Source organism: Desulfovibrio subterraneus, assembly GCF_013340285.1.
Lineage (GTDB): Bacteria > Desulfobacterota > Desulfovibrionia > Desulfovibrionales > Desulfovibrionaceae > Halodesulfovibrio > Halodesulfovibrio subterraneus.
The window spans coordinates 938462-954776 of the sequence record NZ_BLVO01000013.1; the positions used below are offsets into that span (position 1 = coordinate 938462).

Here is a 16315-nt window from a genome sequence, read left to right on the forward strand (position 1 = left end):
AATGGCCAATAAGACGTTTCATCAAGTATTGGACGAAGTGAAGGGCAAGCCTATTCTGGTTGCCAACCGCGGTATTCCCGCACGCCGCATCTGTCGTTCCATTCGTGAGCGGTTCGATGGAATCGCCATCATGACTGCGACTGACGTCGATAAAACGTCTCCGGCCGCCTCTGCCGCGCAGGAGCTCATGCTCCTCGGCAAAGATCCCAGAGGGTATCTGGACATAGACCGGATAATCGACCTCGCCAAGAAGCGCGGTGTTGTTGCTATTCATCCTGGCTGGGGCTTTGCCTCCGAAGACGACGCCTTCCCCAAGCGCTGTGCTGAAGAAGGCATCATCTTCATAGGTTCTTCCGCCGAGGCCATGAACCTGCTCGGCAACAAGGTACAGGTCCGCAAGATCGCCAAGAAGATCGGCGTTCCCGTGGTTCCCGGCTCTGAAGGAGCTGTGGACGTACCTCTTGCCCGTCAGCTTGCAGAAGAGATCGGCTTCCCCATCATGCTCAAGGCTGAGGGTGGCGGGGGCGGTCGCGGCATCTTCCTCGTGCAGAATCAGGACGAACTGGAATCTGCCTTCACCAAGGCTTCCACCATGGCTCAGGCATCTTTTGGCAACCCCCGCGTGTATGTCGAAAAGTATCTGGCCTCCGTCCGTCATATCGAAATTCAGGTCATTGCCGACAAATACGGCAACGTGTTCGCCTTTGACGAACGCGACTGCACCGTGCAGCGTAACCACCAGAAGCTGGTTGAAATCACGCCTTCTCCCTCGCCGCTCATCACGCCCGAACTGCGTGCACAGCTCAAGGAATATTCCCGCAAGCTGGTGCTTGAAGTGGGCTATGATTCCCTGGCGACGGTTGAATTTCTCGTTACCGCTGACGGCACCCCCTATCTTATTGAAGTAAACACCCGCCTGCAGGTGGAACACGGCATTACGGAATGCCGCTATGGCATCGATCTTGTGGAAGAGCAGATCGCCGTTGCCTTTGGCGCGGAACTGCGTCTTACTGAAGAAGGCTGCCCGCCCGCTCAGTGGGCCATGCAGCTTCGCATTAACTGCGAAGACCCGCAGGCCAGCTTCTCGCCCAACTGTGGCGTGATCTCCCGTTACGTATCGCCCGGCGGCCCCGGTATCCGCATCGACTCCAACCTTTCCGCAGGGTATGAGTTTCCTTCCAACTACGACTCGGCAGGAGCGCTGCTCATCGCTTATGGTCGCGGCTGGAACAAGGTGCTGGGTACCATTGAACGTGCGCTGAACGAATACGCTATCGGCGGCGTGAAGACGACTATTCCCTTCTTCAAGCAGGTCATAAAGCATCCCAAGTTCCGTGATGCTTCCTATGATACCAACTTCATTGCCAAGACCCCCGAGCTTCTCTGCTACACCGACGTGGCACCGGAAGCCGTGCGTCTTTCCCGGCTCATCGCCGGTATCAGCGCAAAGGGGTACAACCCGCACGTTCTGCTGGGCGAATACCGTACGCCGGAGAACCCGCGCGTAGGCAACGGCAGGTTCGATCCTGTTCTGCCCGCCGTGCCCTCAAAGCTGCTGAAGAGCGAACCGCCTTATCCCCGCGGCGACCGCAAAGCCCTGCTGGATTTCGTGCGTGATTCCGACTACGTGCACTTCTGCGACACCACGCCGCGCGACATCACGCAGTCCAACTCCGGTAATCGTTTCCGTCTGGCAGAAGACATGCTCATTGCCCCGCATCTTGACAACTGCGGATTCTTCTCCATTGAAAACGGCGGCGGAGCGCACTTCCACGTGGCCATGATGGCCAACATGACCTATCCCTTCAACGAAGCGGAGCAGTGGAACAGGGTCGCCCCCAAGACGTTGAAGCAGATTCTCATCCGCTCCACCAACGTACTGGGCTACAAGCCCCAGCCGCGTAATCTCATGCGCCTGACCGGTGAAATGATCTGTGATCATTACCAGATCATCCGCTGTTTCGACTTCCTGAACCACGTGGACAACATGCGTCCCTTTGCCGAAGTGGCTCTGAGCAGAAAGGAAGTGGTGTTTGAACCCGCCATTTCTCTTTCGTGGGCCAAGGGCTTCGACGTGGACCACTACATTGGCGTGACCTCCGCCATCCTGCGCATGGTGGGTGAAGTTGCCGGAGTAGGGGAGAGCAAGGCCAGCGAACTCATCATTCTCGGCCTCAAGGACATGGCAGGCGTATGCCCGCCCCGCTTTATCTCCGCTCTTGTTGCCGCACTGCGCACGAAGTGGCCCAGGCTGGTTCTGCATTACCACAGGCATTACACCGACGGCCTGTTCGTTCCTTCCGTGGGTGCGGCTGCCAAGGCTGGCGCGCATATCGTGGATACCGGCATCGGCGCGGCTGTCCGCTGGTACGGTCAGGGCGAAGTGCTTTCCACTGCCGCATATATTGAAGACGAACTCGGTCTCAAGACCAATCTCAACAAGGACATGATCCGCGAGTGCAACTTCGTGCTCAAGCAGATCATGCCGTACTACGACCGTTACACCACGCCCTTCTTCCAGGGCATTGACCACGATGTGGTGGAACACGGCATGCCCGGCGGCGCTACCTCCTCTTCGCAGGAAGGTGCCATGAAGCAGGGGTATATCCACCTGCTGCCCTACATGCTCAAGTTCCTTGCCGGAACCCGCAAGATCGTGCGCTACCACGATGTTACCCCCGGCTCACAGATTACCTGGAACACGGCATTTCTCGCGGTTTCCAGCGCCTACAAGCGCGGTGGCGAGAACGAGGTGAAGTACCTTCTGAGTGTGCTGGACGAAGTGAACAAGATGGATGCCTGTCAGGATTGTCAGGCTGAGCTTGCAGAAGCACGTCTTGCTCTGTATCAGGACAGCAACGATGCATTCCGCGATCTGCTGCTCGGCAAGTTCGGCAAACTGCCGCTCGGTTTCCCGCCCGACTGGGTCTACCAGAGTGCGTTTGGCGATGAATGGAAGCAGGCCATTGCTTCCCGCACAGAACAGTCTCCGCTGGAAACACTCAAGGATATCGACCTCGTTTCCGAAGAGAAGAGCTATATTGAGCACATGAAGCGCAAGCCCACGGATGAAGAGTTCGTCATGTATCTCAACCATCCCGCGGATGCGCTCAAGACCGTGCAGTTCCGTAACGAGTTCGGCAACCCCAATCAGGTGCCGCTGGATGTATGGTTTGAGGGACTTGAGCTTGGCCGCGAACTGCAGTTTGTGGACAGCAACAAGAAGCCCCACACCATGACCATTCTGCACAAGACGTCTCCGGACAAATCCGGTAAGAGTGTTGTGCGTTACGTGCTCGATTCCGAAATCCTCAGCTACGACGTTCAGGTCGCGCTGCCGCAGGAAGAAGAGGGCATCGGTTACGAAAAGGCCGATAAGAATAACACCAACCATGTGGCCGCCCCCTCCAACGGCGACCTCTGGGTCATGTATGTTCACCCCGGCGACCTGGTGAAGAAGGGTGAAGAACTCTTCAACATCTCCATCATGAAGCAGGAAAAGGCTGTACTGGCTCCTGCCGACGGCATGGTGGTAAGAGTGCTCAAGACAGCGGACTTCAAGGAAAACAAGGTCATGGTTCCCGTCAAGGAAGGGGAGCTGCTTGTGGAACTTGGCCCTGTACCCCGCCGCTGTCCCAACGAGGCGTGCCAGCGTCCTCTGACCATTGAAGGCGGTGGTTTCTGCCCCTTCTGCGGTGTGAAACTGGAAGCGTAATTGGATAAAACCGCCCGCCGGTTCAAGCCGGCGGGCGGTATAAGCGTTGAAGAGGAGTTTCGTGCCAATGATCTCATTGACGCGACTAACCATCAGAGATACATAGGACAATGCCTATACGTGACAGTTAATTCCTAACCAGATTCAGACTGTTAATGGATGGGGCATCGGGTCCCCGAGAAGTCAACGTTTCCGGTTCTCAACGAAAGGCGCATTCGCCTTTCTCCGAAGGAGTAACTTATATGGCCAAAACCAAGGCTGAAGAGGCCAAGGCCACCAAGGCCCCCGTGGCAGTGAATGTAGAAGAGATCAAGAAGAAGCTGGTTCTTACCGGCTCCGACATTGTCACGATAGGTGAAGAAGCCGAACTCTGGGTCGGCGGCAAGAACTACAACACCGCCATAATCAGTCAGGTGCCCGGAATCCGTGCACCACAGTTTCGCGCCATTTCCTCCATCGCCTTCCATAAGGTGTTGGATGAAACCAAGGTAAACGCCTCTCTCGTTCGTTCCATTGTTGATAAGGAATACAATCGTATCGACTGGAATGATCCTGAAATAAATAAAGATTCCGATTTTCTGCAGAAGTTTGTACGCAATCTCGCCAAGGAGATTCGTGCAGAAGTTCAGGCAACCGGCGTAACCAACCAGCTCAAGACCCGCACGTTCGTCAACAACGTGGTCGAAGGTTTCGCCACTTCTCCCGAAGGTATCGACCAGCTCCGCAAGCGTTCCGTGCTTGTGCAGGCTGGCATTCTGTCCGTTGAAATCCCCAAGGATGTCAACGAATGCGTGCGTCAGGCGTATAACGACATCTGCAAGGAAGCCGGCGGGGAAGATGTTCCCGTAGCCGTACGTTCTTCTGCTGCGGGTGAAGACTCCCGCAAGAAGGCCTTTGCCGGTCTGCAGGATACCTACCTGAACATCGTGGGCGAGAACATGTGCGTTGAAGCCTATCACTGGGATTGCGCATCCGCCTACAACCTGCGTTCCATGACCTACCGTCGCGAAGCCATTCTCGACGCCATGGCCAAGGCAGAAGAGACCGGTGACGAGTCCATCGCCATCAAGGCCAAGGAAGAGTGGGCCATTGAAAATACCTCGCTCTCCGTGTGCATTATGCGCATGATCAACCCCGTCATTTCCGGTACCGCATTCTCTGCGGACACCGCTACGGGTTGCCGCGGCACGGATCGCAAGGACCTCGTTTCCATCGACGCAAGCTACGGCCTCGGCGAGGCTGTTGTGGGCGGCATGGTCACCCCCGACAAATTTTACGTGTTCAAGCGCGACGACCAGCAGGAAGTGGTCATCCGCCAGATGGGCTGCAAGGACAAGAAGATCGTTTATGACGAAAAGGGCGGCACCAAGATGGTCAAGGTGCCGGACAACGAAGCCTATCGTTGGTCCCTGTCTCTTGCGCAGGCCGAAGAAGTGGCCAAGGGTGTGCGTAACATCTCCACCGCGTATGGCAGCATGATCATGGACACCGAGTTCTGCATCGACAGCGCCGACCGTCTGTGGTTCGTGCAGGCCCGTCCTGAAACCCGCTGGAACGAAGAACTGGAACTGCATCCCCACACCATTTTCATGCGTCGTCTGGAAGTGGATGCCAAGGCAGCCGCTGCAGCCGAAGTCATTGTGGAAGGCAACGGCGCTTCCCGTGGTGCAGGGCAGGGCAACGTCAAGTTCCTGCGCTCCGCTCTTGAACTCAACAAGATCAACAAGGGCGACATTCTCGCCGCAGAACGTACCGACCCCGACATGGTGCCCGGCATGCGTATTGCCGCCGCCATTCTCGCGGATGTGGGCGGCGACACCAGCCACGCGGCCATTACTTCCCGCGAACTGGGCATTCCCGCCATCATCGGTATTCAGCGTCCGGAAGCCCTGCGCGCCCTCGACGGTCAGGATGTGACTGTAGACGGCACCCGCGGCAAGGTATACCGCGGCCTGCTGCCCCTGAACGTTGTGGGCGGCGAAATGGATCTTTCCCAGCTGCCCGCCACCAAGACCAAGGTCGGCCTCATTCTCGCCGACGTGGGACAGGCTCTGTTCCTCTCCCGTCTGCGCAGTGTGGAAGACTTTGAAGTGGGTCTGCTGCGTGCCGAGTTCATGCTCGGTAACGTGGGTGTGCACCCCCGTGCGCTGGAAGCCTATGACAACGGCGAGCTGGAGCATGTGGTCAACGCCAAGGTCAAGGAACTGGACGCCAAGCTGACCAAGGTTCTGCGCGAACAGCTCGCTGCCGGTATTGTCGGCGTGGATATGAAGCTGCGTGAATATGTCGGCCACCTCACCGGTCTGGCACAGGAAATTGCCCGCCTCACCGAGCAGGAAAACCTGCGCGGCACCGACGAGGTGCTGGCCGTGCACCGCAAGATGCGCGAACTTGATCACAAGCTGGACGACTACGTGGCCTTTGCCACCCGCCGTCTTGATGTGCTGAAGACCTCTGCCGATCTGTATGAGCACGTGCTCTGCGTCATGGGCTTCAAGGACGAAGTTACCATACTCAAGGGTAACGATCCTGAAACCAAGCGCCGTCTTGCCGAAATTGATGCCATTGTGAAGGGCCGTGTGGAAGAAGCTTCCAAAATCCCCGCAGTGGCAGAGATGATCAAGAAGATCAAGACCCTGCGCGATGATGTGGCTCTGACCACCGGTATGAAGAAGGAAATCGACGATATTCGCGGCATTCCCGAGAAGATTCGCGAAATCATCCGTGCCCGCGGCTTCCGTTCCGGCAAGGAGCACTATGTGCAGACGCTGGCGCAGGGCCTGGCTCTGTTCGCCATGGCCTTCTACGGAAAGGATATCATCTACCGTACCACTGACTTCAAATCCAACGAATACCGCAACCTGCTCGGCGGTTCGCTCTTCGAACACTTTGAAGACAACCCCATGCTTGGCTACCGCGGTGTTTCCCGTAACCTGCATGACTGGGAACTGGAAGCGTTCAAGCTGGCACGCGGCGTGTTCGGTGGCATCAACCTGCAGATCATGCTTCCCTTCGTGCGCACGCTGGAAGAAGGCCGCTCCATGCGCCGCTATCTGGAGCAGGTACACAAGCTCAAGAGCGGTGTGGACGGACTCAAGGTCATCCTGATGTCCGAAATTCCCAGCAACGCCATTCTTGCCAAGGAATTCATCAAGGAATTCGACGGATTCTCCATCGGTTCCAACGACATGACTCAGATGGTTCTTGCCACCGACCGTGACAACGCAAGCCTTTCTCACATCTACGATGAAGAAGATCCTGCTGTTGTCTGGGCGATTCTGAGCACCATCTTCACCGGTCAGAAATTTGGCAAGAAGGTAGGTTTCTGCGGACAGGGCGTTTCCAACAGCGTTATCCTGCGCGGCCTTGTGGCCATTGCGGGCATCGTTTCCGCCTCTGTTGTGCCGGATACCTACTACCGCACCAAGATCGACATGGCTGCAGTGGAAAACGAGAACATTCCTACCAGCAAGCTGGGAGAATGGCTCGGAACCCAGTTCCTCAACAAGGTTCGCACTCTGCTTGAGAATAACGGCTACGGCCATATCCTCAAGAAATACAAGACCGCCAAGGATGTGATGGACTGGTATGAAGGCGAACTTTCCCGCCTGCATGAACAGCTCCGTGACTCCATAGAAACTCCCAAGGAGAAGTTCTATCGTCAGGAGCTGGAACAGTTCCGTGCAACCTTCCACAAGCCTGTTATCTACGCAGGATGGGATTGGAGCCAGACCGTGGAAGACGCTCTGCATCAGGCCGGTTTTGCCAACTTCGACGAGCAGGCCAAGGCTCTTGCCGCACAGCGCGAAACCAAGTGGTAGCAGACATCTGATCTGATATATCAACGGGGCAGTCTTTGGACTGTCCCGTTTTTTTGTTTGTAATATCAGTCTGCTCTTAAGTTTCCACTGTTCTACTTTAAGTTTCTGACGCAGGGTCCGGGCTGCTCGTATGGAACCTGGCAGCACTGGCAGAACACAGTTGTTTCACGCTGAGCAAGCATACCTGCCTTGGCATGACTGCAATTCTTAAGGATGTGTGGGGGCAGGGCTGCTTCGTAGGCTGTACGCTGAAGACCATAAGAAAGGGCAGCCACCGAGGTGACTGCCCTTGAATCGTTTTGTTGTAGTACTAATTCAGGCGGCCATTGATGTTGTCCTGAATCCAGTGGGAGTCGAACCACTCCAGAGGAGTGACAGGAATGCCGGAAGCAAGAACACCGTAGTGGAGATGGTCTCCGCCGGCCATGCCGGTGATACCGGTTTTGCCTACAATGTCACCCTTGAGCACGTTCTGGCCGGGCTGCACGGCAAATTCGGAAAGGTGAGCATACAAGGTCTGCAGGCCAAGGCCGTGGTCAACGATGACAACCTGACCGTAAATGCCCATGGTGTCGGCGAATACGACCTTGCCGTCGTTTGCCGCAGGCACGGGAGCATGGCGGGTAGAAGCGAGGTCATGACCAAGGTGGAACTGCTGGTCAACTTCCACGCCGTTGTACACATAGGTGCGCTTTTCCGCGAAGCGGGCGCGGTTGGCAGCGTTGGGAAGACGCAGGAAGGGGCCCTTCCAGAGCATTTCAGGAGAGGTCTGCAGACCGATGGAGATAAGCGATGCACGGTTTGCAACGCGCATGTCACGGTTGACCTTCAGGAAGCGCTCAAGGTGCGTCATCTCACCGGGGAATTCCTGCTCAAACTCAGGCATCTTGGTGGAAAGGAAGGATTCGCTCAGGTTGATGCGGTCGGAAGTGAATTCGCGATCAAGCGGATACACGGCAGCGGGGCGATCATACGCGTTGCCTGCCATATCCTTGGCAATGAGACGCGGCTTGTATTCGTCCACGGTCAGATAATAAGGGAATGCGAAGAAGCAGAGGTAGTTGCCGGAGCTCTGCTGGTAACCGGGGAAGAAGGTATCTCCGACCTGAACACCGGTGGAGGAGGTTTCCTCGGATACGGAATAGGCGATAACGCCCACGCCGCCACGTCGCACATAAGGCGGCATGGTGATGACGGAAACGCGGGGCGGGGTTGTATCCAGCCGGTAGGAATACTCGCGGGTAGCGGTATTGCCCTTGCCGAAGGCGGCGTAGGAGCCGTCAGAAGCTTTCACGATAAGCTCGAAGGCACCTTCTTTAAGGTCAATGGAAGAGAGGTTGATCACTTCCTTGCGTTCGGGCAGACGATCCATCCAATCCTGCTGGTAGATGATGGTTGTCGTGGTGTTCTTTCTGATGAGAACAGTAAGGTTCTTCAGGCCGGAAGCCTGATCGGCAAGAGATATTTCCAGAGAGGAATTCTTGCTCAGGCGTCCGTCCCCCGGCGTTACGGTAATAAGAGGAGCCTGCTGGTCCTTGAGCAGAAGGTAGCCCCCACCACCTACGGCGCCTAGCAATATGATCAAGAACAGGGTCAGTGCGATACTTTTGGGCTTGGACATTATGGTTCCTTACTAAATAACTCGTCATGCATCTTTATGATGCGGTTGGTGGGTAAGAGAAAAGCCACCCTTGCGGATGGCTGGGATCATAGCCGTATGAAGGTATCCCTTTACAATGCTTCAACAGCGTCCATAAGGGTAATGGTCAGCTTGAGAAAATCGGCTTCGGTAAGAATGCCGACAAGACGATCTTTTTCCACAACCGGCAGACAGCCGTATTTATGGTTGAACAATATTTCCGCAGCGCTGCGTAACCGTGTGTCCGGAGTAACGGTAAGTACATCCGTACGCATTATCTCGCTCACCGGTATTCCGGCATCAATTTCATCCTGCACATCCTGCCCCACATCCGCAAAACGGGATACAGTGGAGGAGAGCAGATCTCTGTGGGTCAACAATCCCAGAAAGAAGCCGGACTCGTCCACTATCGGGATATGCCGTATACGGGCAAGGCTCATGAGTGAACGGGCAGTCTTGAGCGAATCCGTCTGCTTCAGTGTGAACAGGTTGGTTGACATGAGATCGCTGACGTACAGCATTGGTGTCGCTCCCGAGTTTAAATTGTACGGGATCAATCTTCGCATACTCAGCGCGTATGTCAAGGGACTCCATTTGGTTGACTTGGAAGGAAAAATCTGCTTCTCAAACCGAGCACGTTTATTTTGACATACGCGGGAAAGACGTTCAAAGTTCCCGGGGCTGTCAGCATATTGAAAGGAAAGAGGATCGGCGGTTTGATTGTTGATATGCGGCGTAACCGCGAGAGAATGATACGCGAACAGCTTGAGGCCCGTGGCATAACTGATCCACGGGTGCTTTCTGCCATGCGCAAGATTCCTCGGCACCTGTATGTGCAGGAAGCGCTGCGGCTGCAGGCGTATGAAGATCATCCGTTGCCCATTGGCTACGGACAGACCATTTCGCAGCCGTATATCGTCGCCTATATGTCTGAGCAGCTGGAAACCGCACCGGGCATGAGCGTGCTGGAAATCGGTACCGGCTCAGGGTATCAGGCAACCGTTCTCGCGGAGATGGGGCTGGATGTCTATTCCGTCGAACGCCTGCGCGAGCTGCACTTCGCCACTCAGAAGCTTCTGCGCGAACTCAAGTACTATCATATACGACTCAAGCTGGATGACGGCACTATGGGGTGGCCTGAAATGGGCCCGTTTGACCGCATCATAGTAACGGCTGGCGGACCGACTATTCCCGAACCGCTCGTGCACCAGCTTGCTGATCCGGGCATGTTGCTCATTCCCGTGGGCAAGAACAAGCGCATGCAGCAACTTGTCCGCATTCGCAAGCAGGACGGTGATGTAACCCTTGAACGTCTGTGCGGCGTTCAATTTGTAGATCTGGTTGGAACCCATGGATGGTAACGCCTTTGGGCATAATGCAAAAATATCTGGATAAGTTATGGCGGGTTTCCGAATCGCAGGGTGCGCTTCGTGTGCTCGCCGCAGTTTCATTCACCGAATCAATTTTTTTTCCGCTTCCGCCGGACCTGCTGCTGATTCCCATGGCTCTGGCCAAGAGAAAGCAGGCCTTCCGACTTGCGGCCATATGCCTTTTCACCTCACTGCTCGGCGGTATTCTGGGGTATGGAATAGGCTACTTTTTCATGGATGTGGTGGGCATGCCCATCATCCACTTCTATGGTCTTGATGACAAATATCTTGTCATCAAGGAATGGTACGATACATACAGCGCATGGGCGGTAGCTGCAGCAGGGTTGACCCCCATTCCATACAAGCTGTGCACGCTTACTGCCGGTGCCTTCAAAATAGATTTCTGGGTGTTCATCATTGCCTCTACCATCAGCCGCGGGGTGCGTTTTTTTGCCATAGCCGGACTGATATACATGTTTGGTGAACAGGCCCGCTATTTTCTTGAAAAACGCTTTGATCTGGTGCTGCTGGCCACCCTCATTCTCGGCATAGCCGGTTTCGTGGTCATACGGTATCTGTAGCAGAGGCTCGGGACGGGCCTGATAAGAACCGGTGCAGCTGTGTGCAGCATACTTGACGGCGGCACATTGTTGATTACATCTTCGGACAGCACCATCCGTTACAGCCGCGAAGCGGCATGCGGGATCGCTTTCGACAAAAGGAGTACGGTATGTCTTCATGCAGTGGGTGTTCATCATCGGGCGGCATTCAGCCCGGTGCAGAAATAAAGGCAAGTGCCAAGCAGAATATTCAGGATGCCCTGATTTCTTCAACGCTGGACAAGATTCGCTACAAGCTTTTCATCATGAGTGGCAAGGGCGGGGTGGGCAAAAGCTCAGTAACCGTCAATACTGCTGCAGCCTTGGCCGCCAAAGGCTACAAGGTTGGTATCCTTGATGTGGACATCCACGGCCCCAGCGTACCGAACCTGCTTGGCGCAACCCAGCTCGGACTTGAAGCGGACCGCGGCGGCCTGCTCAACCCTGCGCAGGTGAACGAAAATCTGTGGGTTGTTTCCATGGACTCCCTGCTCAAAGACAAGGACACAGCCGTTTTGTGGCGCGGCCCCAAGAAAACCGCTGCCATCCGCCAGTTTGTTTCCGACGTGAACTGGGGTGAGCTTGACTTTCTGCTCATCGATTCCCCTCCCGGCACCGGCGATGAGCACATGACCGTGCTCAAGACCATTCCTGAAGCCCTGTGTGTGGTCGTAACCACCCCGCAGGAGATTTCGCTGGCCGACGTGCGCAAAGCCATCAACTTCCTGCAGTATGCAAACGCAAACGTTCTCGGTGTGGTTGAGAACATGAGCGGACTTGCCTGTCCCCACTGTGGCGGCGAGATTACGCTGTTCAAGAAGGGTGGAGGCAAGGAACTTGCTGAACGGTACGGGCTTGAGTTTCTCGGCAGCGTGCCGCTGGACCCTGCGACCGTTGTGGCCGCCGACAAGGGCGTGCCTGTTGTCATGCTTGAAGAAGAGTCGCACGCCAAGGCCGGTTTCCTTAACCTTGCAGACAACATCATAGCCGCGCTGGATAGCAGTCTGGAAGCAATTTCCAGTTCCAACGCCTAGCGGAACAAGTACATGCAAAGCCGCAACCACGGCAGGAGCTCGTTAGCGCGAAAGACCCTGGCGGTCTTCGTGGTCAGTGCAGCCCTGCAGGTTGCGGCTTTTACTGTTTCCAAAGCGGAGACAATCTATTACTGGAAAGACCCTTCGGGCATATATCACTTTTACAAGTCACCACCCAAAGGCTTTGTGCCGAGAGTAAAAAAGGAATCTGCCCGCAGGCAGTCGTCATACAAGTCTCTCTCCAAGAGGCAGATAGACAGGCTGGCAGATTTGTTCGGAAAAAGGCACAAGGTAGATGCCAGCCTCGTAAAGGCTGTCATAGAGGTGGAGTCGGACTACAATCCGAAGGTTGTCTCTTCAGCAGGTGCACAGGGGCTCATGCAGATAATGCCTGAAACCCAGAAGGATCTAGGGCTGGACAATCCTTTCGACCCGGTGGAGAATGTGGAAGCCGGTGTGCGCTATCTGCGCATGATGCTTGACCGCTTTAAAGATGTGCGGCTGGCTCTGGCCGCATACAATGCCGGTCCTTTAACTGTGGAAAAATACGGTGGCATCCCTCCCTTTGCGGAAACAAGGAAGTATGTTACCAAGGTGCTGAAACGATACCGGTACAACCGATCAAAGGTCAGACAGAATGTTCAACCTAGCAAATAAGATTACAATAGCCCGCATTCTTATAGTTCCCTTCATTGTTCTGCTGATGTATTTTCCCGGCAAGATTACCGGTCTGATTGCTTTTTTCCTCTTCTTTGTGGCCTCGGCAACCGACATGCTCGACGGCTTCATAGCCAGAAGGGAAGGGCAGGTAACCAGTTTTGGCAAGTTCCTTGATCCGCTTGCGGACAAACTGCTTATCAGCTCCGTCCTTATCATGCTGACCTACCATGAGTGGGTTCCTGCATGGATAACCATCGTCATTATCTGCAGAGAGCTTATCGTGACGGGGCTTCGCGCCATGGCTGCCGATGAAGGTATTGTCATTGCCGCAGACAGGTACGGCAAGATAAAGACCATCCTTCAGATGTTTGCCTGCGCGCCGCTCATCCTTCACGATCCGTTGTTCGGCATTCCCATGCAACCCATTGGAGAGATTCTTCTTTACATCGCTCTTGTTCTCACTGTATTTTCTGGTGGAAACTACCTGTACGGTTTTTACGGAAACTGGTTGCGGGAAACCGCCAAAGGGTAGTGAAGGTACTGCCGGTGCCGCATGTCCTGGGCGCGACGAACACGCCTGAACACAGCTCCGACTTCCGCTTTTTCAGGTCGGGTTGTACTCCTCAAGGAGTTTGACCATGCAAGAGTATGAAGAACTGCAAAGCAGACTGCGAAACTGCCTGCAAACAATCCTCGAGCTAGAGCCTGAACTTGAAGGTCTGGAACTTGGGCAGGATCTCATGAAGGAATTCGACCTGCTTAAATCCTTTATGGAAAAGCTGGAGGATGTTGATCTGCAGGAAGAAGACGTCCGTCGTATAGAAACAGCGACAGCTAACTTTCTTGAGGAACTTAAAGGACCCTTGTCGAACCTGCGCGAACGCAGTGTCGCCAGGCGGTTCCTGCACTAATCATGTTCTGGAAACGCGTAATTCTCGGGTGCCTTATCACCCTGAACATTTTCCTTTTTGTTCGCATGCTGGTCAGCGACCAGGGCTTTTTCTCATACAGAGAGCTCAAGTCTGACTATATCACTCTTGAGGCACAGCTGGCGGAAGTGCAGCAGAAGAATCTGGAACTGAGCCAGGAAATACGCCTGCTCCAGTCTGATGCCGACTACATTGAAAGAGTGATACGGCAGCGCCTTAATTTCGTTAAGGACAACGAAATTCTGTATATTTTTCCGGATGCAACAAAAGTGGGTACAGCAGGAGCCGCGCAGGATGAAGGCAAAGATTAAGTGGTATCAGGAAGTACTCGAGCTTGAACCCAGTTCCAAGGTTTTCTTCCCCCTTGCCAGACTGTTCGCTGACAACGACCAATACTCCGAAGCAGTGGCAACCCTCAAACAGGGGCTGGAGCGTCACCCTGAACATTTTGAAGCCCGCATGCTGCTTATTGACTGCCTTGGCAGAATAGGCGCCAAAGACAAGCTTGCCGAAGAAATTGCTTCTGTCGGACTGGTTTTGTCCAAATATCCTTCCTTCTGGAAAAACTGGGCTTCGGAACAGGCAGCTTCTCCGGACGGTAAAGATGCGGCACTTGCCCTTTCCTTTCTCTCCGCCACGTTCAGCAATTCCAGCATTTCATGGTCTTCCATCATCGAGCAGGGCCTGCGCAGTGTGCTGCATGGCAACCCTGCGGCAATGCCCGCTGCCGCTCAGGCTGCTGTAGTCCAGACGCCGATTTCCGCCCCCGCTGCTGTCTCTGCGGTAACAGAGGAAGATGAAGAGGTGGAACCGGAAGAACCTGAAGTTCCCCTCCGCAAAAGCCATGCGCAGTTTACCGAGGCAGAAGCCGCAGCATATACGGGGATACCCAGAAATCTGCCCGAAGCGTATGATGATGCCGACGAGCATGAAGATGAACCCTTTTCCCTGCGCACTCTGACCATGGCCCATGTGCTGGCAGAGCAGGGTGATATCAAGGGGGCTCTTGACATTTGCGACGAACTGGATGCCGCTGCTCAGTCGGAAAATGAGCGTCGCAGAATACAGGATTTTCGAGATTCCATGACTGGCACTGCCAAAAACGCAGGCCAAACCTCTCAGACAAAGGAAGATGCCCAGCCGCTGCAGGGCAAAACCAAGCTAATCAATACGTTGGAAATGCTGGCAGAAAGGCTTGAAGCACGCGCAGCCCGATAACGGCTGCGTTTTCATGTCCGGAGATCTGATCTGTCGTCTGTTCCCAACCAAGTCCATATCAGGAGCGTATACGTGCGTCGTTTTGTGACTGTAGCCATCATGTTGGCTCTATGCATCACCGTGCTCGCCGGTTGCAAGCAAGCTGCGAAGAATGTCTGGAAGGACACCAAGAAATATTACCGGGAATACCTTAACACGCCTGCCACGCTTGATTTCGAGCCTGCAGACGCTGAACCCGTGGAAGATCGTCTCGCCTCGGTGTACACCCCGGTCGGACTGGCACTTGAGTCATTCCGCAGAGACATGGAAAATCAGGATCAGTTCCCGACTGAAGAATGGGTACAGCAGATGATGACCCGTTATCCGTGGTTGAACGGTATTGCCGTGGCATCTCCTGATGGTACCGTGTTCATGCAGAAGCCTGAAGTGAGCATGAAGGCCCTGAATTTCGCACCACTGTTCGCTGAAGACGAAAAGAGCGGTGTCCGTGAAATGCGTGCCTATGCCGAAAACAACCCCATGGGGCCGGAAGTGTATGTGGGCACCCCCTTCTTCGTGAACAACGAGTTCAAGGGCATGGTCGTCGGCCACTTTGACCCGCGCAGCCTTCTTTCCGTATGCCCGGATCCGGCGCGTCTCGTGATCATTGCACCGGAAGGTGTTCTCTGGTCCGGACACTACATTTACGACACTACCCCGTTGGCCAAGGTCGACTGGAAGAAGGCCGTGGAGTCCGACTCCACGGATACCGTCTCGAACGAGCTGGGTGAATTCCTCTGGGTATCCAAGTATATCGGCAATATGCCTCTGGTTTTTGCCGCCACATCCAGCGAATTCCCCATCGACCCCAGCCAGCTAAACGCGCTTGCGCGTCCTGAACCTGTTGTCGAGGTTCCTACGGTCATGCCCGTACCGACCAACGAAGCTCAGGAAAACGCTGCTTCGGAGGCATCGGCAGATCAGGCAGGCGAGGTTGCTGCTGCACCGGTCCTTGAAGCCGGAATGGTTCAGCCGACCCTGAATGATAGCCCCGGACCTGCCGCTCCGACCAGAAATGCTGTCTATTCCGTGCAGGTTGGTGCCTTCCACAACCCGCAGTATGCGGAAGAGCGTGCAAAGCTCGTTACCGAGCGCGGTTTTTCTCCCTGCATGATGCAGCTCTATGACAAGCAGGGCCAGCTGTGGCACGTGGTGGAAATTTTTGATTCGCCTGACAAGGTTGCCGCGTTCAAGGAACTTCGCAACTTTGCCAAGAATGCTGAAGGGATCGAGTACACCATGGGTGTTCTTGATGCCGGAGTGATTGAGCGTAGAAAAGAATGCCGTTAGG

13 protein-coding genes are annotated in these 16315 nt (G+C 54.9%); 11 read left to right on the forward strand and 2 right to left on the reverse strand.

Annotated elements, in window-relative coordinates; translation table 11 throughout:
* Position 1 precedes the first annotated feature (1 nt).
* Together HUV30_RS11060 and HUV30_RS11065 are read left to right on the forward strand one after the other, a co-directional pair.
* Complete coding sequence (locus HUV30_RS11060; protein ID WP_174405511.1) at positions 2-3715, forward strand: pyruvate carboxylase; 3714 nt, start codon at positions 2-4, stop codon at positions 3713-3715.
* Between the two features lie 242 nt (positions 3716-3957).
* On the forward strand, positions 3958-7536 hold the full coding sequence (locus HUV30_RS11065) for a PEP/pyruvate-binding domain-containing protein (RefSeq protein ID WP_174405512.1): 3579 nt from the start codon (positions 3958-3960) through the stop codon (positions 7534-7536).
* Positions 7537-7846: 310 nt separating this feature from the next.
* Here the strand turns inward: HUV30_RS11065 and HUV30_RS11070 are convergent, their stop codons facing one another.
* Positions 7847-9157 (reverse strand): M23 family metallopeptidase, encoded by a 1311-nt coding sequence (locus tag HUV30_RS11070; RefSeq protein WP_174405513.1) that lies wholly within the window; start codon positions 9155-9157, stop codon positions 7847-7849.
* Between the two features lie 110 nt (positions 9158-9267).
* On the reverse strand, positions 9268-9696 hold the full coding sequence (locus tag HUV30_RS11075; RefSeq protein ID WP_174405514.1) for a CBS domain-containing protein: 429 nt from the start codon (positions 9694-9696) through the stop codon (positions 9268-9270).
* A 207-nt stretch (positions 9697-9903) separates the two neighbouring features.
* On the opposite strand from HUV30_RS11075, the gene HUV30_RS11080 reads away from it, so the two are divergent.
* The 9 genes from HUV30_RS11080 (at position 9904) to HUV30_RS11120 (ending at position 16314) form a co-directional block, all read left to right on the forward strand.
* Positions 9904-10536, forward strand: coding sequence for a protein-L-isoaspartate(D-aspartate) O-methyltransferase (locus tag HUV30_RS11080; protein WP_174406169.1), 633 nt, complete (start codon positions 9904-9906; stop codon positions 10534-10536).
* Positions 10530-11126 (forward strand): YqaA family protein, encoded by a 597-nt coding sequence (locus HUV30_RS11085; protein WP_174405515.1) that lies wholly within the window; start codon positions 10530-10532, stop codon positions 11124-11126. Before HUV30_RS11080 ends, HUV30_RS11085 begins: the two co-directional genes overlap by 7 nt.
* A gap of 149 nt (positions 11127-11275) precedes the next feature.
* The gene (locus tag HUV30_RS11090) at positions 11276-12178 is read left to right on the forward strand and encodes an Mrp/NBP35 family ATP-binding protein (RefSeq protein WP_174405516.1); all 903 of its coding nucleotides are present in this window, start codon (positions 11276-11278) and stop codon (positions 12176-12178) included.
* A 12-nt stretch (positions 12179-12190) separates the two neighbouring features.
* Positions 12191-12835 (forward strand): lytic transglycosylase domain-containing protein, encoded by a 645-nt coding sequence (locus tag HUV30_RS11095; protein WP_174405517.1) that lies wholly within the window; start codon positions 12191-12193, stop codon positions 12833-12835.
* Positions 12816-13370: a CDP-diacylglycerol--glycerol-3-phosphate 3-phosphatidyltransferase gene (gene pgsA / locus HUV30_RS11100; RefSeq protein WP_174405518.1), complete on the forward strand. Its 555-nt coding sequence runs from the start codon at positions 12816-12818 to the stop codon at positions 13368-13370. The genes HUV30_RS11095 and pgsA overlap by 20 nt, the downstream gene beginning before the upstream one ends.
* A 106-nt stretch (positions 13371-13476) precedes the next feature.
* Positions 13477-13749, forward strand: coding sequence for a hypothetical protein (locus HUV30_RS11105; protein WP_174405519.1), 273 nt, complete (start codon positions 13477-13479; stop codon positions 13747-13749).
* Positions 13750-13751: 2 nt separating this feature from the next.
* Complete coding sequence (locus tag HUV30_RS11110) at positions 13752-14078, forward strand: FtsB family cell division protein (protein ID WP_174405520.1); 327 nt, start codon at positions 13752-13754, stop codon at positions 14076-14078.
* Positions 14062-14985, forward strand: coding sequence for a tetratricopeptide repeat-containing protein (locus HUV30_RS11115; RefSeq protein ID WP_174405521.1), 924 nt, complete (start codon positions 14062-14064; stop codon positions 14983-14985). Before HUV30_RS11110 ends, HUV30_RS11115 begins: the two co-directional genes overlap by 17 nt.
* Before the next feature lie 72 nt (positions 14986-15057).
* Positions 15058-16314, forward strand: a complete 1257-nt coding sequence (locus HUV30_RS11120) for an SPOR domain-containing protein (RefSeq protein ID WP_174405522.1) — start codon at positions 15058-15060, stop codon at positions 16312-16314.
* Position 16315: the final 1 nt, after the last annotated feature.